The sequence below is a fragment of the Archangium sp. genome, from assembly GCF_057119385.1.
Genome location: NZ_DBNGVP010000136.1, coordinates 1 through 19,057, shown reverse-complemented (window position 1 = coordinate 19,057; position 19,057 = coordinate 1). Strand labels below are relative to the sequence as shown.

Annotated in this window: 14 protein-coding genes; 8 read left to right on the top strand and 6 right to left on the bottom strand. The window is 70.4% G+C overall.

Features of this window, described 5'->3' with window-relative positions; genetic code table 11:
• Positions 1 to 9: 9 nt before the first annotated feature.
• Positions 10 to 441 carry a hypothetical protein gene (locus tag AC16DP_RS33220; protein WP_329727814.1) on the bottom strand — a complete coding sequence of 144 codons (432 nt, stop codon included), beginning with the start codon at positions 439 to 441 and terminating at the stop codon, positions 10 to 12.
• A gap of 60 nt (positions 442 to 501) precedes the next feature.
• Positions 502 to 2,277: a GTPase HflX gene (gene hflX / locus AC16DP_RS33215; RefSeq protein ID WP_329727813.1), complete on the bottom strand. Its 1,776-nt coding sequence runs from the start codon at positions 2,275 to 2,277 to the stop codon at positions 502 to 504.
• Between the two features lie 214 nt (positions 2,278 to 2,491).
• Between hflX and proB the strand changes: the two genes are divergently transcribed.
• Positions 2,492 to 3,619: a glutamate 5-kinase gene (proB, locus tag AC16DP_RS33210; RefSeq protein ID WP_329727812.1), complete on the top strand. Its 1,128-nt coding sequence runs from the start codon at positions 2,492 to 2,494 to the stop codon at positions 3,617 to 3,619.
• Between the two features lie 7 nt (positions 3,620 to 3,626).
• Here the strand turns inward: proB and AC16DP_RS33205 are convergent, their stop codons facing one another.
• Positions 3,627 to 4,097 (bottom strand): hypothetical protein, encoded by a 471-nt coding sequence (locus tag AC16DP_RS33205; protein ID WP_329727811.1) that lies wholly within the window; start codon positions 4,095 to 4,097, stop codon positions 3,627 to 3,629.
• A 309-nt stretch (positions 4,098 to 4,406) separates the two neighbouring features.
• Between AC16DP_RS33205 and AC16DP_RS33200 the strand changes: the two genes are divergently transcribed.
• From AC16DP_RS33200 to AC16DP_RS33185, 4 genes are all read left to right on the top strand, one after another.
• A complete protein-coding gene (locus AC16DP_RS33200) occupies positions 4,407 to 5,426 on the top strand; it encodes a helix-turn-helix transcriptional regulator (RefSeq protein ID WP_329727810.1) in 1,020 nt (339 codons plus the stop codon).
• Positions 5,423 to 6,346, top strand: a complete 924-nt coding sequence (locus AC16DP_RS33195; RefSeq protein WP_329727809.1) for a helix-turn-helix transcriptional regulator — start codon at positions 5,423 to 5,425, stop codon at positions 6,344 to 6,346. The genes AC16DP_RS33200 and AC16DP_RS33195 overlap by 4 nt, the downstream gene beginning before the upstream one ends.
• 7 nt (positions 6,347 to 6,353) lie before the next feature.
• Complete coding sequence (locus tag AC16DP_RS33190) at positions 6,354 to 7,913, top strand: FHA domain-containing protein (protein ID WP_329727808.1); 1,560 nt, start codon at positions 6,354 to 6,356, stop codon at positions 7,911 to 7,913.
• Between the two features lie 102 nt (positions 7,914 to 8,015).
• Positions 8,016 to 9,278: a phospholipase D-like domain-containing protein gene (locus AC16DP_RS33185; RefSeq protein ID WP_329727807.1), complete on the top strand. Its 1,263-nt coding sequence runs from the start codon at positions 8,016 to 8,018 to the stop codon at positions 9,276 to 9,278.
• A gap of 23 nt (positions 9,279 to 9,301) precedes the next feature.
• Here the strand turns inward: AC16DP_RS33185 and AC16DP_RS33180 are convergent, their stop codons facing one another.
• Positions 9,302 to 12,457: an ABC transporter substrate-binding protein gene (locus tag AC16DP_RS33180; protein WP_483956919.1), complete on the bottom strand. Its 3,156-nt coding sequence runs from the start codon at positions 12,455 to 12,457 to the stop codon at positions 9,302 to 9,304.
• A 236-nt stretch (positions 12,458 to 12,693) separates the two neighbouring features.
• Between AC16DP_RS33180 and acs the strand changes: the two genes are divergently transcribed.
• Positions 12,694 to 14,637 (top strand): acetate--CoA ligase, encoded by a 1,944-nt coding sequence (acs, locus tag AC16DP_RS33175; RefSeq protein ID WP_329730467.1) that lies wholly within the window; start codon positions 12,694 to 12,696, stop codon positions 14,635 to 14,637.
• 47 nt (positions 14,638 to 14,684) lie between these two features.
• Here acs and AC16DP_RS33170 read toward each other — a convergent pair whose 3' ends face one another.
• The gene (locus AC16DP_RS33170) at positions 14,685 to 15,731 is read right to left on the bottom strand and encodes a DUF2381 family protein (protein WP_329730466.1); all 1,047 of its coding nucleotides are present in this window, start codon (positions 15,729 to 15,731) and stop codon (positions 14,685 to 14,687) included.
• A gap of 140 nt (positions 15,732 to 15,871) precedes the next feature.
• Here AC16DP_RS33170 and AC16DP_RS33165 point away from each other — a divergent pair, with 140 nt between their 5' ends.
• Together AC16DP_RS33165 and AC16DP_RS33160 are read left to right on the top strand one after the other, a co-directional pair.
• A complete protein-coding gene (locus AC16DP_RS33165; RefSeq protein ID WP_329730465.1) occupies positions 15,872 to 16,687 on the top strand; it encodes a DUF2381 family protein in 816 nt (271 codons plus the stop codon).
• On the top strand, positions 16,684 to 18,546 hold the full coding sequence (locus tag AC16DP_RS33160; RefSeq protein ID WP_329730464.1) for a serine/threonine protein kinase: 1,863 nt from the start codon (positions 16,684 to 16,686) through the stop codon (positions 18,544 to 18,546). The genes AC16DP_RS33165 and AC16DP_RS33160 overlap by 4 nt, the downstream gene beginning before the upstream one ends.
• 156 nt (positions 18,547 to 18,702) lie before the next feature.
• Here AC16DP_RS33160 and AC16DP_RS33155 read toward each other — a convergent pair.
• Positions 18,703 to 19,057: hypothetical protein (locus tag AC16DP_RS33155; protein WP_483956918.1), on the bottom strand; the 355-nt coding region annotated here is incomplete at its 5' end.

Below are 19,057 nucleotides of genomic sequence, written 5' to 3'. Positions count from 1 at the left end.
GGGCGGCGCTCAGGAGGCGGCGCCGCCGATGCCCTTCACGCGCCACACGGTCTGGCGCTGGGTGGTGGTGTGCGAGATGAGCACGCCATCCTGCTGCATCTGGTCCAACAGCCGCACCAGCTTGCTGCGGTCCAGGCCGGTGGCCGCCGCGAGGGCGGGCGTCTCCAGGCCGGCCGGGTAGCGGCGCAGCTCGTCGACGATGAGCTTCTTGAACTCGGCCTTCACGGCCCCATCCATGTCCTGGGCCCTGGCGGCCTGGAGGATGGCGGCGGTGATGAGCCCCAGCACCACCATGGCCAGGGCCGGGTAGACGATGTGGCTGTTGCGCTCGAGCAGCTCGAAGTAGTTGGGGTCCACCGACGAGGCGGGCTTTTCGAGGCTCGCTCCGACGCCGGGGATGACGACCTGCGCCAGCAGGGACGAAGACAAGAGGGAGGGCATGAGCACGGCACCGGGACTGTAGAAGGCCCCGGTGCCTGCCCGCAACCCCTGGCCCCGGTGCTACGCCGCCCCGAGGTTCTGCTCGGCCTCCTCGGCCTCCTCGGCCTCCTCGGGGGCCTCGAGCGGCTCCTCCGAGGGGAGGACGGCCAACCCGTGGGTTCCACGGGTGTGCGACGCGTCCTCGGTGACGACGCCGAGGTTGCGCGAGGCGCCCTCGGCGAAGAGGGTGGTGTCCGCCTTGGCCAGCAGGGCGGCCAGGCCCTCGCGGCTCGCGGCGCTGATGGCCACGCCCCCGGCGGTGCGCAGCAGCGAGCCCACCTGGTCCGGGCCGAGCAGGTCCGCCTTGTTCCACACCATGAGGCGCGGCTTCTGCAGCAGCTCCAGCGAGTCGAGGATGTTCTCCACGGCCTGCACCTGCTCGTCGCGGGACGGATCGCTCGCGTCCACCACGTGCAGCAGCAGGTCCGCGTCGTACAGCTCCTCGAGCGTGGCGCGGAAGGCGGCCACCAGGTCCTTGGGCAGATCCCGGATGAAACCCACCGTGTCGGTGATGATGACCTCGCGCTCCTGGGGGAAGCGCAGCCGGCGGCTGGTGGGGTCCAACGTGGCGAACAGCTTGTTCTCCGCGAGCACCTCGGAGCCGGTGATGGCGTTGAGGAGCGTGGACTTGCCCGCGTTGGTGTAGCCCACGATGGAGATGACGGGCAGCTCCCGGCGGTTGCGCTGCGCCCGGCGGACCTCGCGCTCCCGGGAGAGGGCGTCGATGCGCTTCTCCAGGTGGTTGATGCGATCGCGCGCGCGGCGGCGGTCGATTTCGAGCTTCGTCTCACCGGGGCCGCGTCCGCCGATACCACCGGCCAGACGGCTCAGGGAGGTGTCGCTCTGCACCAGGCGGGGCAGGCGGTACTTGAGCTGGGCCAGCTCGACCTGGAGCTTGCCCTCGGCGCTCTGCGCCCGCTGGGCGAAGATGTCGAGGATGAGCTGGCTGCGGTCGATCACCTTGAGGCTGGTGGCCTCGCTGATGTGGCGGCCCTGGGAGGGGGTGAGGTCCTTGTCGAAGATGAGGACGTCCGCCATGGCCTGCATGGAGCGCAGGTTGAGGTCCTCGAGCTTGCCGCGGCCGATGAGGTAGCGGGGGTCGGCCTCGCGGCGCATCTGGAGGACGCTGTCGATGACCTCGACGCCCGCGGTGCGCGCGAGCTCCTTGAGCTCGGCGAGGCTGGCCTCGGCCTGGGCGCGGTTGCCGTTGAGGCACACGGCCACGAGGATGGCCTTGTCGCGGCCCGAGACGGTGCGCGCGGCGGCCTTGCGGTTGAGCTCCTCCTCGAGGGCTTCCAGCGTGTCGAGCACATCCGGCTGGCCGTCGTGGATGTCCGGCAGGGTGGTGACGCTCCAGAAGTCCCCGGTGCCGTTCTCGGGCACCAGGTGCGCGTAGTGCAGCACGCCGGGCAGACCGGAGTCGCCCACGCCCACGGCGGCGACCATGTCCAGGCGCAGCAGCGCGAGGTCCGTCAGGTCGTCCTTGGTGAGCGGCTCGCTCTTGAGGTGGGTGTGCACCAGGCGCAGACCGCGCAGACGCACCTGTCCGGCGCGGGCACGGCCGATGTCGGGCAGCTCCAGCTTGTGGGCGTTGCCGACCACCACGTACTCGATCTCGCCCTTGCGGTTGAGCAGGACGCCGATCTGGCGGTGGGTTTCGCGGGAGAGCTCGGTGAGGTGACGGGCGAGCTCGGGGGAGACGATCTCATGCGGCGAGACGCGGCGGCGGTAGGTGTTGCGCAACCGGCTCTGCTCGCTGGCCTTGAGTCCGAGGGTGTTTCCGTAGATTTCCTTCAAAAGTGTCCTTCTCCCGCGCGGAGGGAAGGGCGCCCGCGCCACGCCGTCGACCTGTCCCTTGTCACTTCTTGAGGATAGGTGCCTTCGGCTCCGGATTCACCTCCGGGGTTCCCGAATGCCCGACCTCATACAACACGCCTGGGCGGCGGCTCCTTCCGGGATGGACCGGATTCGGGGGTCCCTCCTGACACCTGGGATGGCATAACCTGGAGGTGTGACCTCTTCCGGACGAGACGCGGTGCGCGCCGCTCGGCGCGTGGTGGTGAAGATCGGGACCAACGCCCTCACGAGTGCCACGGGGCGCTTCAACCGGGCCCACTTCGAGGCGCTGGGCGAGGACCTGTTGTGGGCGGCCCAGGGCCGGGAGCTGGTGGTGGTGTCCAGTGGGGCCATCGCCCTGGGGGTGGAGCGGCTGGGGCTGCCCGCGCGTCCCAAGGACATTCCCGGCAAGCAGGCCTGCGCGGCGGTGGGCCAGAGCCGGCTGATGCAGGCGTACGAGGAGGCCTTCGGCAAGGCGGACCGGCGGGTGGCCCAGGTGCTCCTCACCCATGGGGACGTGCAGGACCGGCGGCGCTACCTCAACGTGAAGCACGCGCTGGAGCGCCTCATCGAGGCCCAGGTGGTGCCCGTCATCAACGAGAACGACACCGTCTCCGTGGACGAGCTCAAGTTCGGTGACAACGACACCCTGGCCGCCCTGGTGGCGGGCGTGGTGGAGGCGGATGTGCTCGTCGTCCTCTCGGACGTGGAGGGCCTCTACACCGCCGACCCCCGCAAGGACCCCAACGCCCGCCTGCTCCCCCAGGTGGACGCCGTCACCCCCGAGCTGCTCGCCCTGGCCGGCGGCTCCGGCTCGCTCGTGGGCACCGGGGGGATGGCCACCAAGATTCGCGCCGCCGCCCGCGTCACCGAGCTCGGCGTGCGCTGCCTCATCACCTCGGGGGCCGTGCCCGGCCGCCTGCGCTCCGTGCTGTCCGGCGAGCCCGTGGGCACCCTCTTCGAGACCTCCGGCTCCCGGCGCAGCGCCCGCATGGCGTGGATCGCCCATGCGCTCAAGCCGAAGGGGAAGCTGGTGGTGGACACCGGGGCGCGCGACGCCGTGGTCGGTGGGAAGCGCAGCCTGCTGCCCTCGGGCATCCGCGGGGTGGAGGGGGACTTCGGCCGGGGGGACCCCGTGGACCTCGTCGACGAGCAGGGGCAGGTGTTCGCCCGCGGCCTCAGCGCCTATGAGGATGGGGAGCTGCGGCGCATCGCTGGCCTCAAGAGCGCCGATATCGAGTCCGTGCTCGGCTACCGGTACCTCGACGAGGCCGTGCACCGCGATGACCTGGCGGTGCTGTAGGGGCCGCCTAGATGGGACGGCCGGAGCCACCCACGGCGGCGTCCTCGCTCAGGTCCATCAGCGCGCGGAACTCGGGCGAGTCCACCTTCATGAGCAGCAGCGAGACCTCCAGGTCGCCCGGGTAGCGGCCCAGCTGCACCCGGCGCTCCTGCCCGTGCAGCAGCGCCAGCTCCGAGTGCCCCTTGAGCTCCGGCAGCATCAAGTCCAGCTCCAGGTGGAACGTCTCCCCCTCGGCCGTGGGGGTGAGCACCAGGCGGTAGTCCGGCTGGCTCGCGCCCGGCTTGCGGCGCTCGGCGCGCACCGTGCGGCCCGTCTCTCCGAGCAGCTTGGGCTGGGCCACCAGCCGTCCCTCGCGCCGGACCTCCAGGGCGAAGTACAGCGGCTCGGCCTGCGCCTGCGTGGGCACCGCCGCGATGCAGGCCAGTCCCACCAGCGCCAGCCCGAGCCATGCCTTCTTGATGAGGGTGGAGCGCGTCATGTGGGTCCTCGCAGTGCGTGCGGCCAGACGAGCCCGCCCCGATCAGGCATAACGCCGTCGATTCCAAGGAATATCCCAGTTGCCCGCCGTTCGCGAGCCCGGTTGCCGCGAACGCCTGCTCGCCCACCCACGGGTCGGTTCCGCTCGTTCATGAGCACACCTGGACGTGCGTTCAGCAAAAAGCTGTTCAGGTCCTGTTCCTCCGGGTAGATCCACGATCACACGGAGCGTGAGCGGACGTTCGTCCGTTGTCACGGCTCCCTGCCTTGACCCGGCCTGACGCTTTTGCGCATTGTCGAAAACCTTCCGATGGACCGTACCGAACGCCTCCTCGATCTCGTCGCGCTGTTCCTGGATGCTCGGGAACCGATCTCCTGGGCGGAGCTGCGTGAGCACTTCCCCGCCGACTACATGGGCATCTCCGATGACGCCGCCGAACGCAAGTTCGAGCGCGACAAGGCGGAGCTGCTCGAGCTGGGCTTCCCCCTCACCTACACCCAGGGAGATGACGAGCGGAAGGACGGCTACATCGTCGACCGCGACGCCTACTACCTGCCCGAGGTGGACCTCACCAAGGAGGAGCTGGCCGTCCTCTACGCCGCGGGCAGCGCCGCGCTGACGTCCGGGGCCTTCCCCGGCCGCGACGACCTGTCGCACGCGCTGCGGAAGATCGGCTTCTTCGCGGGCAACGCGCTGCCCACCCCGCGCGTGCGCATGGAGCTGGGCTCGGAGCAGGACGGGCCGCAGCTCGCCGCGCACCTGGAGTCGCTCTGGGAGGCGTGCGCCTCGCACAAGTGGGTGCAGATGTCCTACGCCTCGCCCAAGCGGCCGGACCTCACGGACCGCAAGGTGGACCCGTATGGACTGGTGCTGCGCCGGGGCATCTGGACGCTGGTGGGCTACTGCCACCTGCGCCAGGGCGTGCGCACCTTCCACGTGCACCGCATCCGCTCGCTCAAGGCGAACACCGCCCGGCCGCGCACCCCGGACTTCGAGGTGCCCGAGGGCTTCGCCTTCGACAACCACGTGGCCAGCTACCCCTGGCAGCACCGCTTCCACGAGAGCGTGAACGCGCGCCTGCGCCTCACCGGCGAGCTGCTGACCCGTGGCCCCTCGCTCTTCCCGGGTGCCACCGTGGCCCCGGCCGAGGACGGCGAGGGCGTGCGGGTGGAGCTGCCGGTGACGTTCCTGGATGGACTGCTGCGCTTCTGCCTGCAGCTGGGGGCGGAGTGCCGCGTGGAGGCGCCCGAGGATGCCCGGCAGCGGGTGAAGGACATGGCCTCGCGGATTCTCGAGAAGCACTCGCCCCGTGAGGAGGTGGCGGCATGAGCGTGCACGAGCGTCTTCGCCGTCTGCTGTTCCTCGTTCCCTTCGTCTCCTCGCGCCCCGGCATCTCCGTGGAGGAGCTGGCGCGCGCCCTCAACGTCAGCCGGGAGCACCTGCTGGAGGACCTGGATCTGCTCACCTGCGTGGGCCGGCCTCCCTTCAACCCGGACGACTACATCGACATCTACGTCGAGAACGACCGCGTCTACGTGGACCTCGACCAGCGCCTGTCCGCGCCGCCGCGGCTGACGGTGGGCGAGGCCTCGGCGCTGGCCGCCTCGGCGGAGCTGCTGCGTCCGGCGGCGGGCGATGCGCTGCGCAGCGCGGTGGAGAAGCTGGAGGGCGTGCTGCCTCCGGGCGCGGGCGAGCGCTTCCGGGAGATGTACCGGAAGATCGACGCCGCGCTGGAGGCTCCGCAGGCGCTGGGGCCGCTGACCATGGCCATCCACGAGCGGCGCGAGGTGTCCTTCGACTACGCCACCCCGGGCCGGGGCGGGCTCGAGTCGCGCCGGGTGCGGCCGCACGAGCTGCTCAGCCACCGGGGCCAGTGGTACCTCCAGGCGTGGGACCTCAACCGCCAGGACGATCGGCTCTTCCGGGTGGACCGGATGCAGAACCTGGCCGTCACCGACGCAACTTTCCAGCCGCGCGAGGGAGCCCGGGCCGAGGTGCCCAACCCGGCGCGGACCAACGCGGCCGTCCGGGTGCGCTTCTCCAAGCTGGTGGCCCCGTACGTCCGGGAGCGCTTCGGCGAGGACGCTCGCCTGCTCGCGGATGGAGGCGTCGAGGTCCGGGTGGCGGGTGACAACGAGCGCTGGTTGACCCAGTGGGTGCTATCGTTCGGCGGCGAGGCCGAGGTGCTCGAGCCCGCTACGGCCCGTGCGGCCGTGGCCCGTGCGGCGAAGGCCGTGCTAGGAGTCTGAGGTTTTCATGAGCTTTCAGCTGACGATCGCCGAGGGCAAGGAGGCCGGGAAGGAGTTCGAGTTCGAGCAGGACTCCGTCCTCATCGGCCGCGTCACCGAGTGTGACGTCGTCCTGTACGACGCGGGCATCTCCCGCCGCCACTGCCGCATCTTCGTCGAAGGGGGCCAGTACTTCGTCGAGGACCTGGGCAGCTCCAACGGCACGCAGCTCAATGGCAAGCTGGTGAAGGAGAAGCAGCCGCTGGCGGAGGGCGATCAGCTGTCGCTCGGGCCGGTGGTCTTCGTCTTCCGGCCGGTGGCGGCGGACATCGTCACGGACGCGGGCGGGGTGAGCGCCGACAGCACGCGCATCGTGTCCGTGGACAACGTGGCGCGCCAGCGCAACCGGGGCGCCGCCCTGGCGCCCGAGGGCGCCAACGAGGAGGAGCTGGAGGAGGCGCGGCTCAACACCACCCGCCCCATCCAGGCCCTGCGCACCTCCACCCGTCCCAATGCTCCGGCCGCCGGGCCCGGCGCCCTGGCGCGTGCTCCGGCGTCGGCTCCCGCGGCCCCGCCCCGTCGTCCCACGACGGCCAACGCGGTGGCCCGTTCCGCTCCGGCGGGTCAGGGGGGAGGCGGGCTGTCCGCCGCCGAGCGTGCCCGCATCCGGCGTGAGTCTCCGGGCCTGGTGGCGCAGGCCCGGCTCTTCTGGGCGGACGCGAGTCTCCTCGTGCGCAACGGCATCATCGCCCTGGGGGTGGTGACGGCGCTGGGCCTGGTGGGCCTGGTGTACTGGCTGGTGCTCGGCGGCGAGTCCAAGGTGGCGCGCGGCCCCGAGCCCACCGTCATCGGCGCCGCGCCCATCGATGACTCCTTCGGTTACGGCGATGGCGTCATGTGGGAGAACAAGGACCAGAAGATCTTCGAGTGGGAGTACACCGCCGCCACCCGGGCCCTGGCCATCGTGCACTTCCAGGCGCAGGGCATCTCCGAGGGCGAGGTGGTGGTGACGATCAACGGCGTGGACCTGGGCAAGGTGCCTCCGGACACGCTGGCCAGCCAGGATCGCGTGCTGGAGATGATGATCTCCTCGGCGCAGCTGAAGAAGGGCGAGGTCAACCGCATCACCTTCGACAACACGAAGAACCCGCCCGGCGAGGACGAGTGGCGCATCTGGAACATCTGGCTGGAGAAGGTGCTGTTGCCGGAGATGCCGCCCGAGCAGCTCGTCGAGGAGGCGCGCAAGGCGTACAAGCGCGGCGCCAAGAACATGGAGAACAAGGAGGTGGGTGCGCGCAACCGCTACGAGGCGTGGAAGTCCTTCCGCGAGGCGTGGCTGCTGCTGGAGGCCCACCCCGAGCCCAAGCCGGACCTCTATTACGAGGCGCGCGAGCGCGTGAAGGACACGCAGACGGAGCTGGACCGTGTCTGCGCCAAGCTGATGCTGGAGGTGGAGGGGTACGTCAACCAGAACAACTGGCAGGCGGCCTCGGCCACGTTGGACCACACGCGCGAGTACTTCCCGGGTGAGTACGACCAGCGCTGCGCCCGCATGGCGGAGGTCCGCCGCGCGAACCTGGGGCTGTAGCCGCATGTCCGGCGGGTGACGTCCGGGGCGCTCGGGGGATTGCCCCGGGCCCCGGGCGGACCGGTTGCCGGACGGCGGGGTCATTCCCACCCTTGGCCCACCATGCGTGAGCAGGAGGTGGGCATCGGCTCGGTGTCAGAGGACCCGGCGGAGGAAGCACCCAGGCAGGAGGCTGGCTGCCTGCCCGCCCATGAGCCGGTGTGGAGTCCCCACGTCTCCTCCGCGCTGCTCGCCCGGTACTACCTGCCGCGCTCGCACGCGGTGCTCCGGGGCAATGGCTGCCAGCTGCTGCGCGACGGGGTGGAGGCCTACCCGGCGATGCTGACGGCCATCCGGAGCGCGCGCCGCTACGTCCACCTCGAGACGTACATGTTCATCTCCGACGCGGTGGGGGAGCTGTTCGGCGAGGCGCTGGCGGAGGCGGCCGAGCGGGGCGTGCACGTGAAGGTGCTCTACGACGCGCTGGGCTCCTGGACGAGCCGGCGCGGTTTCTTCGAGGCCCTGCGCGCGCGCGGCGTGGACATCCGCCCCTTCAAGCCCATCAGCAGTTTTGGCCGTGGCCTGCGCCACCTGTTGCGGAGGGATCACCGGAAGATTCTCGCGGTGGACGGCGAGGTGGCCTTCATCGGCGGGGTGAACATCTCCGCGCACTGGGCGCCCGAGGGGGAGGGCGGTGCGTGGCGCGACGACGTGCTGCGCGTGGAAGGGCCGGCGGTGTACGAGCTGGAGCGCCGCTTCGTGGCCACCTGGCGCATGGCCTTCCAGGACAGGTTCCGCTCCTGGCGGGAGACGCGGAGGCAGAGGCGCGCGGCCAGGTTGCGCCGGCGCGGAGACGTGAGCCTGGCGGTGCTCTCCAGCCGCCGCGGCATCCACCGCGCCTACCTGCATGCCATCTCCCGCGCGCGGCGCAGCGTGCTGGTGGCGGCGGCCTACTTCATTCCGGACCGGAAGCTGGTGGCCGTGCTGCGCGAGGCGGCCCAGCGCGGGGTGGAGGTGAGCCTGCTGCTCAACGCGAAGAGCGACCATCCCTGGCTGGTGCACGCCACGCGCGCCTTCTACGAGAAGCTGCTCACCGCGGGCGTCCGCATCTTCGAGTGGGAGCGTTGCGTGCTCCACGCGAAGACGGCCGTGGTGGACGGGGTGTGGGGCACCATCGGCTCGTTCAACCTCGAGCGGCGCTCGCTGCTCTTCAACCACGAGGTGAACGCCGTCTTCGCGGACCCGCGGCTGGGGCGCAGCCTGGAGGAGTCCTTCCGCGGCGACTGCCGGAGCTGCCGCGAGGTGGACCTGGCCGAGTTCCGCCGCCGCCCCCTCTGGCAGAAGCTCTTCGAGCGGTTCCTGTACGCCTTCCGCAAGGTGCTCTGAGCCGGCCCCGCGGGCCGGGAGGTTCATTCCGGGTCCGCCTCCCCCGACTTGTCCAGCCACAGCTCCTCGTAGCGCACCTGGGGCGGCGTCTGGTGCAGCCGCAGTCCCTGCACCCGGCCGCTCGCCGCCGCGTGCACGCGCGGGTGGAAGAGGGGAATGACGGCACAGTCCTCGTGGGTGAGCTTCTCCGCGCGCCGGTAGAGCTGCTTGCGCCGCTCGGGGTCGATGGTGATGCGCGCCTCCGCCGTGAGCTTGTCCAGCTCCTCGTTGCGGTAGTTCAGCACGTACAGCTTCTGCGCCCGCGAGTTGAGCAGGAAGTAGAGGAAGTTGTCCGGGTCCGGGAAGTCGGAGATCCAGTGCAACCGGAAGACGGGCAGCCGCCCCTCGCGCCGCCGGGCCGAGAACGCCTCCGCCTCCAGGTCCACGTGCTCGAGCTCCACCAGCCCCGCCTCCACCATCGGCCGGAAGAGGAGCTTGTCCTCGGCCGACGTGTCCCGCCCCGCCGTCTGGTACAGCGTCACGCGCAACCGCCGCACCCCGGCCTCGTGCAGCAGCCGCTCGGCCAGATCGAGGTTCTGGTGCGGCTCGGGCAGCACGACTCCTTCGCCCAGCAGCTCCGGGGGGGTCAGCGTGTTCGCCAGCCGGGCCCCCTTGTAGAAGTGGTCCACCAGGGCCTGTACGTCCAGCCCCGCCCGGAGCGCCTTGCGCACCCGCGCGTCGTTGAACGGCGGCTCGTGCAGGCCGAAGCCCAGCAGGGACGTGGACGGCGTGACACCCGTGGCCACCTGGAGCCCCTCCTGCTCGGGCTCCCTCACGTGCGTGGCGTGCAGGTAGGAGACGAACTCCACCTTCTCCTGGCGCAGCGCGGTGATGCAGTCCTCGCGCGAGTCCAGAAGGTGGAACTCCAGCCGGTCCAGCAGCGGCAGCCCCTCGCGCCAGTAGGTGGGGTTGCGCTCGAGCACGATGCGCTCCTGTCCGATCTCCACCTGCCGGAAGGGACCCGTTCCCACCACCTGTCCGTGGGAGTCCAGCTTCGCCACGCCCGTGGAGGACTGCGCCAGCAGCTGGAGGAAGAAGGCCTTGGGCTCCTCCAGCCGGATCTCCAGCGTCTGGTCGTTCAGCACCTCGAGGCCCGCCACCTCGCGGATGTGGCCCTCCGCGAACGCGCGGGCGCCCTCCACGTCTCCCAGCAGCCCGAGGTCCGGCGACTTCTCCGCCGGGTCCAGGAGCCGCTCGAGGTGGCGCTTCACGATGCGGGCCGTCAGGGGCGTCCCGTCATGGAAGGTGACGTCCTGGCGCAGGTGGAAGCGGTAGCGGCGCGCCGAGGGGTCCGTCTCCCAGCGCTCGGCCAGCTCCGGCACCAGCACGCCGTCCTCCAGCCGCAGCAGGTTGGAGAAGACGCAGGCGCACAGCTCCGCGAGTTGGATCTCCACGCTGAAGAGGGGATCCAACCGCCCCACCGCGTTGAGCAGGGACGTCTGGTGGACGCCCACGTGCAGCGTGCCGCCCGCCTTCGGCTCCGGGAGGCGGAAGCGGAACACCTCGCCATCCAGGCTGGCCGCCTCGTGCGCCAGCTGCTCCACCGTGCGGCTCAGTCCGTCGCCGATGCGGATGACCTGCAGCGCGTCCTCGCGCACCCGCGCCACCTCCTCGCCGATGGCCGCGTCCCCGCGCATCAGCACGTTGTGCGCCGCGCGGATCTCCTCGATGGCCGTGCTCAACCGCACCACCGCGCTGGACAAGTCCCGGCCCGTGCGCGCCTGGCCCTCCGCCTTCTGCGAGGCCTCCTGCGCCAGCTTCGCCATCTGCTGCGTCTGGTGCACCAGCTCGCGCCCGTGCCCCGACTGCTCCATGGCCGCCCGCGTCACGTCGTCCACGCGCCGCGCCACCCGGTGGCTGGCCTCCACCACCGTGGAGCCCTGCGCCTCCAGCCGCTTCGTCTCGGCCAGCGTCGCCTCCACCGCCGAGAAGGTGCGCTGGGTGATGGTGCGGATCTCCCTCAGCGCCTCGGCCGCCCGGTCTCCCAGCTGCACGCCCGTGCTGGCCTGCTCGCGCCCTTCCTTCACCAGGGACACCGTCGTGTCCACCTCCCGCCGGATGCCACCCACCATGGTGGCGATCTCCCGCGTGGAGCGCGCGGTGCGCTCGGCCAGTCCGCGGATCTCATCGGCCACCACGCCGAAGGGGCGGCCCTGCTCACCGGCCTGCGCGGCGATGATGGCCGCGTTGAGCGCCAGCAGGTTCGTCTGGTCCGCGATCTCCTGGATGACGTCCACGATGCGGCCGATCTGCGTGGAGCGGACGCCGAGCGAGTCCACCAGCTCGGCGGCCTTGCGGACCGTCTCCTCCACCCGGTACATGCCCTGGACGCAGTCGTTGACGAGCACCGCGCCGCGCTCGGCGGTGGCCGTCACCGCGTGGGCCAGCTGGTTGGTCTCCGAGGCCCGGTGGCGCACGGCGTCGATGCCGGTGTGCACCACCTGGACGAAGGCCTCCGCCTCGCTGGCGAAGCGCGCCAGCTCGTCACCCGAGGAGGCGATGTGGTGCAGCCGCTCGCTCATGGCCTGCACCTGCTGCGTGGTGCGGTGCGAGAACTCGTCCAGCGCGAGCAGGGCCTCGGCCACCTGCCCGAGCCGCTCCGTCATCTCCATCAGCGAGCCCTTCGTCTCGCGCGTGAAGGTCTCCAGCTGCGCCACCCGCTTGCCCGCGGCCTGGAGGCTCTGGCCCATGCTGGCCGTCGACTCGCGGGAGCGCTCCACCGCGCTCCCCTGGCGGCGCGCGGCCTCCAGCAGGGCCCGCACCTCCTCGGACACGCCCTGGCAGGTGCGGCGCACGTTGCCCGTCATCCGCTGCACCTGGCTGAGCGCCCGGCGCAGGGAGATGAGCAGCCGGCGCACCTCTCGCTGGTCCCCCATGCGCGCGTGGGTGGGGTGGGTGAGGTCTCCCTCGGCGAGCAGGGAGAGGAAGCGGGTGCGCTCCTGGTCGGGCCGGGACTCGCCCAGGAACCAGTAGACGTACCGCGTCACCCACAGCAGGGGCGGGGTGCCCAGCAGCAGCACGGCCCAGCCCGCCGCGTCATTCGGATGGCCGGTGACGAAGTACAGCAGTCCTCCGAGGGCGAGGGCGAAGGGAAGCCCTCCGAGGACCACGAAGGCATGGAGATTCTTGGGGGGGGGCATGTCGGAGTGGAGCCGGCCCCCACGCTATCCCGCTCCCGCCAACCCCCTCAAATCAGCGGGGGGTGGCCCGGGGCGTCGCGGGCACGTTACGGAAGGTAACGCTCGTTTCCACGCGTGACGTCTCGACGCAGTGCGTCCAGTTCGCAACCTATCGGAAGGACGCGAATTCCGAGCAGGGCATGGCGCTTGCGTTGTAGGCACAGGACCAGCACCCATTCCATCCCCTGGGAGAGACCATGCTTGTTGCGCCCAAGGAGCCCATCACCGCGCGCGCCCGCGTGAAGAGCCTCGAGGAGTACCGCCGACTCTACCGGCAGAGCCTGGAGGACCCCGCGGGCTTCTGGGGCGAGCAGGCCAGGCGGATTGAATGGTTCCACCCGCCCTCCAACGTGCTGGACGTGGACATGGAGGAGGTGGACTTCTCCTGGTACGGCGGGGGCAAGCTCAACGTCTGCCACAACGCGGTGGACCGGCACATGCACACGCAGCCGGACAAGACGGCCATCATCTGGGCCGCCAACGAGCCGGGGCAGTACCAGCACGTGACGTACCGCGAGCTCAAGCACCAGGTGGCGCGCGTGGCCAACGTGCTCAAGGCCCATGGGGTGCGCAAGGGCGACCGCGTCTGCATCTACATGCCCATGACGCCCATGGTGGCCTACACCATGCTGGCGTGCGCGCGCATCGGCGCGGTGCACTCGGTGGTGTTCGCCGGCTTCTCGGCCGAGTCCCTGCGCGACCGCATCCTCGACTCGGGGGCTCGCATCGTCGTCACCGCCAACGAGGCGCCGCGCGGTCCCAAGGCCGTGGCGCTCAAGTCCATCGTGGACCAGGCGCTCGAGGGCCTCACCCAGGTGGAGACGGTGCTCGTCAGCCGCCGCACGAACAAGGCCGTGCCCATGAAGCAGGGCCGTGACCTGGTGCTCGAGGACGAGATGCAGAAGCACCGCTCCACCTGTCCGGTGGAGTGGATGTCCAGCGAGGATCCGCTCTTCATCCTCTACACCTCGGGCAGCACCGGCAAGCCCAAGGGCGTGATGCACACCACCGCCGGCTACATCATCTACGCGTCGATGACGCACGAGTACGTCTTCGACATCCGCCCGGACGACGTCTACTTCTGCACCGCGGACGTGGGGTGGATCACCGGCCACAGCTACCTGATTTATGGCCCGCTGGTGAACGGCGTGACGACGGTCATCTTCGAGTCCACGCCGATGTACCCGGACGCCAGCCGCATGTGGCAGGTGGTGGATGACCTGAAGGCGACCATCCTCTACACGTCGCCCACGGCGCTGCGCTCGCTCATCCGCGAGGGCGATGAGTGGGTGAAGAAGACGTCGCGCAAGAGCCTGCGGATTCTGGGCAGCGTGGGCGAGCCCATCAACCCCGAGGTGTGGCGCTGGTACCACGACGTGCCGGGCGAGGGCCGCTGCGACGTGGTGGACACGTGGTGGCAGACGGAGACGGGCGGCATCCTGATTACCCCGCTCCCGGGGGCCACGCCGGCGAAGCCCGGCAGCGCCACCCTGCCGTTCTTCGGGATCGAACCGGTGCTGGTGGACGAGAAGGGCGCCATCATCGAGGGCAATGGCGTGTCGGGCAACCTGTGCCTGAAGCGTCCGTGGCCGGGCCAGGCGCGCTCCATCTGGGGAGACCACCGGCGCTTCCGCGAGACGTACTTCTCCACCTACCCGGGCCTGTACTTCACGGGGGACGGGTGCCGCCGCGACGAGGACGGGTACTACTGGATTACGGGCCGCGTGGATGACGTGCTGAACGTGTCGGGCCACCGGTTGGGCACGGCGGAGATCGAGAGCGCGCTGGTGGCACACGACGCGGTGGCCGAGGCCGCGGTGGTGGGCTTCCCGCACGACATCAAGGGCACGGGCATCTGCGCGTACGTGACGGTGAAGCCGGGCGACCTGAGCTCCGAGCAGCTGGTGGGCGCGCTGAAGGAGCAGGTGCGCCGCATCATCGGGCCGCTGGCCACGCCGGACCGCATCCGCGTGGTGAGTGGCCTGCCGAAGACGCGCTCGGGGAAGATCATGCGCCGGATTCTGCGCAAGGTGGCCGAGGGCCAGATGGACAGCCTGGGTGACACCACCACGCTGGCCGAGCCGCAGGTGGTGGACGAGATCGTCCAGATCGAGCAGCGCGAGAGCGCGAAGGGGCGCTGAGCCGTGAGGGGGTACCCGCGCCCGGTCCCGCACCGGGCGCGGCCGTGCTACCGGGCGGGAGGTGCCTTCGTGGGATCCTCGAACGTCATCCCCTCCACGCGAACCCTGCGCGGGCCGCCGTCCTTCTCGAGCACCTCCAGGGCGAAGCGCTCGGTGCCGGAGCGGGGCGTGTCGATGACGAAGCTCATCAACCCCACCTCACCGAATTCCACGCCCTCCTCGGGCACCTCCGACTTCATGGCGCGCAGGCGCACCGTCTCTCCGGTGGCCTCCCGCCTCAGCGCGTACTCGCCCGGCCTCCAGCGCCGCTTGGGATCCATGTTGAAGACGGAGAGCACCACGACCGTCTGATGCGGCATCCAGTAGCTGATGCTGTTGCCCATCATGCCCACCTTGCCTCCACCTCCCTCCTGGCCATTGATGGTGAGGCGGCCCGCCGACTCCCGCCGGTGCAGCCACGAGGGCAGCTTGAACCCGCACTCGTGCGGCACGGGCTCGCAGCGGAAGCGCGACTCCTGGATGCCGCTGCCGCCCACGCGGGGCGCCTCGACCTCCTCGGGCGAGCACGTCATCCGCCCCTTCAGCAGCTCGTGCTGCTCGTACTCCACGGCCAGGCTCGCCAGGCCCTCCACCAGTGCCGTTTCCTGCTCCTCCTTCGTGGGCGGAGGCCGCTGGTACACCCGCACGCGGAGATCCGTCCGCAGCTCGCCCCGCACCAGCGTCAGCTCGAGCCGCTGGCCGTCCCGGTAGGCCACCGAGAGCGGGAGGCGCTCGCCCGGCTTCAGGTCCCCCACCGCATCCACCAGCAGCAGGTTGCCGTCCTGTTGCTTCAGCCGGATGCGCTCTCCGGCCCCCTCCAGCGTGGTCCGCTCCAGATCGACCTGCCCATCCATCAGCTCCACCACCGAGAGGAACCTGCGCGTCACCCGCACCTCGCGCTCGGAGGCGGAAGGCCGCTCGTAGAGCCGGAGCTCGCGGTCCTCGGGCTGCCAGCCCTCGGGCAGCCAACTGCTCCCGGCCGAGGCCACTCCGGCGGCCAGGGGGAGGAGCAGCAGGGACAGCTGGAACAAGGTTCGTAGGGTAGGGTGTTTCATCGTATCTCCTGGGTTGGGCCGTACATACCGCAGGAGATTCCGGAAGTCACGCTCAAGGACATGACCGCCGAAGTGGACTGGAGCTTGCCCGCCCGGCGCCGCCGCGGTTAGCGTGGCCTTCCTCACGGCGAAGGGTCCGCGTGCGCTCCGTCTCCTGGGTGGCTCTGCTCGTGCCGCTCCTCTTCTCGTCCTTGCCAGCCGCCGCCCGGGAGCGGCCCGTGGAGCGCGTGTCCCGCGGACGCACCCTTCACGTCGCCCCGGGTGTGGGCGGGGCGCTCCCCGAGCTGTCCGTGGCGGGGGGCAGCGCCACCGTCATCACCACCGACGTCCCGCTCGGCCCCGGGGGCCCGGTGCTCCAGGACGAGCACGGGCGTGTCCGGCTCGTCCCGGTGGATGGGAGCTCCTTCATCCTCCTGCCTTCCTCGGACCTCCCGGAGGGCGAGCGCCTGGTGCTCACCGTGCCGCTGCCGCCGGGCGATTCCCTCCAGCTCGCGCTCGTCACCCGCCGCGGCGAGGTGGATGGGGAGGTGCGGCTCGTCCGGCTCCAGGCGCCCGTCGCTGGCCAGGAGGGCGTGGTCGACGTGGCCCGCCTCCTCCAGGCGTCCCCGGGGGCCCGGGTCGGGCTGGCCCAGCCAGGGAAGTGGGTGTGCCTGCGGGCTGAGATTTACGTGGAGGTGGAATCCGTCCTCCGCATGGGCCCGCACGTCTTCATCACGCTGTCCTCGCGGCCTGGCTGGGATGGCAGTCCATCTCCCCGGGACTGGGCGCGGCTCCAGCTCCGGGCGTCACGGGGGGAGGGCTCCACGCTGGTGTTGCCCCTGCTCCATGTTCCGCCGTCTTCGGGGGAAGCCGTTTCGCGGCACACCGTGGTGGCCACCCCTCCCGGAGGCACCACGCACCTGTTGCTGGGGGTGGAGGGCTCGCCTCTGCCGGAAACGGTTCTCGCACTGCCATGAACAAGCCCCTGCATCCCAACCAGCTGCGTCCGGGACACAGCGTGCGGGAGTACCTCGTGGTGCGCCGCCTGGGCGCTGGTGGCTTCTCCCTCCTCTTCCTGGTGGAGCACGAGGGCAATCCCTACGTCATGAAGGTGGCGTTGCAGCCGGCCTCGGACGCGGACGAGGACAGCGTGGACGGCTGGATGCGCCGGGAAGCGGTCTCTCTGGAGCACCTCTCGCACCCCAACCTGCTGCCCGTCCATGAGCTGGGGAGATGGCCGGACCCCCGGACGGGTTACTCCTTCTTCGTCACGGACCATGTTCCCGGTGTCACCTTCCATGACTGGCGCTGGAAGCGGCGGGCCACGACCCACCAATGGGTGGGCGTGCTGATCGAAATCCTGCGCGCCCTGGAGGTGATGCACGGGCGCGGCGTGTGCCACCGTGACCTCAAGGCGGACAACATCCTGGTGCGTGAGGGAGATGACTGGCCCTTCCTCATCGACCTGGGGGCCGTCCACCTGCCGTGCGCGCGCCCGCTGACGGAGGGGCTGGCGCCGGGCACGCTCTACTGCCAGCCCCCCGAGGCCATCCGCTTCCTGTTGGGGAAGGAGGTGCTTGAGAAGGGCGCGCGTTTCGAGGCCCGGCCCGAGGCGGACCTGTACGCCATCGGCATCCTCGTCTACGAGGCGCTCACGGGGCTGCGCCCCTTCGACCCGGCGCTGCCGCTGGAGCAGTTGCTGGCGGCCATCCTCACCGTCTCGCCCGCCGAACCCCGGCGGCACGCTCCCGAGGTTCCCGCGTCCCTCTCCGCGCTCGCCATGCGGCTGCTGGCCAAGGAGCCCGAGCAGCGCCCCGCCAGTGCCCGGGCCGTGCGCGAGGAACTGGAGCGGCTGCGGGCGGAGGAGGGGCATCTGGAGTCCTGGCGGGTGCCGTCGGTGCCGCTCTCCGAGCAGGGGAGCACTCCGGCCGCGGCGGACCCGCAACCGGAGCCGGGCCCCGCTGAATTGTCCGGGGACTCCGCGGGCGCGGGCCATGCGAGGCGCTGGCCGGTGGTTCTCGTGGAGTGGGCCTTCGTGCTGGGACTGCTCGGACTAGGGTGGGGGCTGCTTCACTCGCACCCTCACGTGGAGCCCACCGCGCCGGCCCCGCCGGCGCTCTCCGAGCAAGGAGCACCGCCCGTGCCGTCTTCCCAACGCAGCCAGGAACCTTCCGCCACCCCTCCCTTGCCCGAGGCCTCGCCGCGCTGGTGCGCCACGCTGCGCGCCGCATGGGGGGCAACGCTCGTGCAGCTCGCCGGATGTGCCCTCACCACCGCCGACGTGCGTCCGTACTCGGCCGGTTTCCTCGAGCGGTGCCCACCCGAGGCCCGGGCCACCCCGCGCGAGCTGGGTTTCAAGCCAGAATACCTCTATGCCACCTTCATGACGTCAGGCACCCCGGCCTCATCGGCCCGGCCTCGCGAGGCGGCTGGACCCCTCAACGTCAAGCCAGGGCCCGTCACGGCCTTCATGAAGCCGTTCCATGATGGCCCGAGATTCAACCTGGAGGGCGAGGCGAAGGTCACGCCGATGCGTGTCTATATCCGGTTCAATCGCATCCAACGCCCTGACGGCACCTGGTTGCCCATCTGCGGAGCCGCCGTCAGTTCGTGGGAGGATGTGTATGGGATTCCCACGTATGATGGATTCCCCATGACCGATGCGCCGTTGGATCAGGTGGACCGCGGCGAGGGCAGCGTCATCATCAGCTGGCCCCGCTTCGAGACCGCCATCATGCCACCCGAGGGAGAGCCCCTGCCCGACGTGCCTCAGGTGGATCCCAACGCGCAACCGCAGATCCGGATCGATCATCCACCGAAGCGCCAGCGTTACTGAGGCCGGGCCCCGGACCCACTCGTTGACGTCAATGAGCATCACACATTGGGATACATCGCTCGTTGACGTCAACGAGTGCGGGATGAGGAGCAGCCGGGGCGAGGTGACGCGGGGCCTCGCGGAAGGACTGGGTGAGGGAAGTGAATGTTTGAACTGTCATTCATTCCGGAACCACTCCGCGGGGATGCCCAGCGCCGCGAGAATCCGCTCGGGCGAATGTTCGCCCTTGATGTCGCTGATGACTCGCAGACGCGGAAACTCATCTGGCGGCTGGGCGAACTCTTCGACGCCCTCACCCCCTCGTCTCACGGTAACAAAAAACTCGTCCAGGTCCGGTGAGGCCATCACCGCGTAAACGGTCGCGTGGGGAATCCGTTCCGAGATGGTGATGTCGGCGAACCCTATATTGCCGGTGCTGCTGGAAATGAGGAGCCCTCGCGGCGTGTCCTCAAGCCGGTAGTGTCCGGGAGGAAATGGGTCGTCGGCCTCCTCCAGAACGCGGTGCGCCTCC

Excerpts from the sequence above, each read along its gene's own strand:
- AC16DP_RS33220 (WP_329727814.1), bottom strand. The coding sequence starts at position 441 with ATGCCCTCCCTCTTGTCTTCGTCCCTGCTGGCGCAGGTCGTCATCCCC.
- AC16DP_RS33185 (WP_329727807.1), top strand. The coding sequence starts at position 8,016 with ATGCGTGAGCAGGAGGTGGGCATCGGCTCGGTGTCAGAGGACCCGGCG.
- AC16DP_RS33195 (WP_329727809.1), top strand. The coding sequence starts at position 5,423 with ATGAGCGTGCACGAGCGTCTTCGCCGTCTGCTGTTCCTCGTTCCCTTC.
- AC16DP_RS33205 (WP_329727811.1), bottom strand. The coding sequence starts at position 4,097 with ATGACGCGCTCCACCCTCATCAAGAAGGCATGGCTCGGGCTGGCGCTG.
- AC16DP_RS33190 (WP_329727808.1), top strand. The coding sequence starts at position 6,354 with ATGAGCTTTCAGCTGACGATCGCCGAGGGCAAGGAGGCCGGGAAGGAG.
- AC16DP_RS33170 (WP_329730466.1), bottom strand. The coding sequence starts at position 15,731 with ATGAAACACCCTACCCTACGAACCTTGTTCCAGCTGTCCCTGCTGCTC.
- acs (WP_329730467.1), top strand. The coding sequence starts at position 12,694 with ATGCTTGTTGCGCCCAAGGAGCCCATCACCGCGCGCGCCCGCGTGAAG.
- AC16DP_RS33180 (WP_483956919.1), bottom strand. The coding sequence starts at position 12,457 with ATGCCCCCCCCCAAGAATCTCCATGCCTTCGTGGTCCTCGGAGGGCTT.
- AC16DP_RS33200 (WP_329727810.1), top strand. The coding sequence starts at position 4,407 with ATGGACCGTACCGAACGCCTCCTCGATCTCGTCGCGCTGTTCCTGGAT.
- AC16DP_RS33160 (WP_329730464.1), top strand. The coding sequence starts at position 16,684 with ATGAACAAGCCCCTGCATCCCAACCAGCTGCGTCCGGGACACAGCGTG.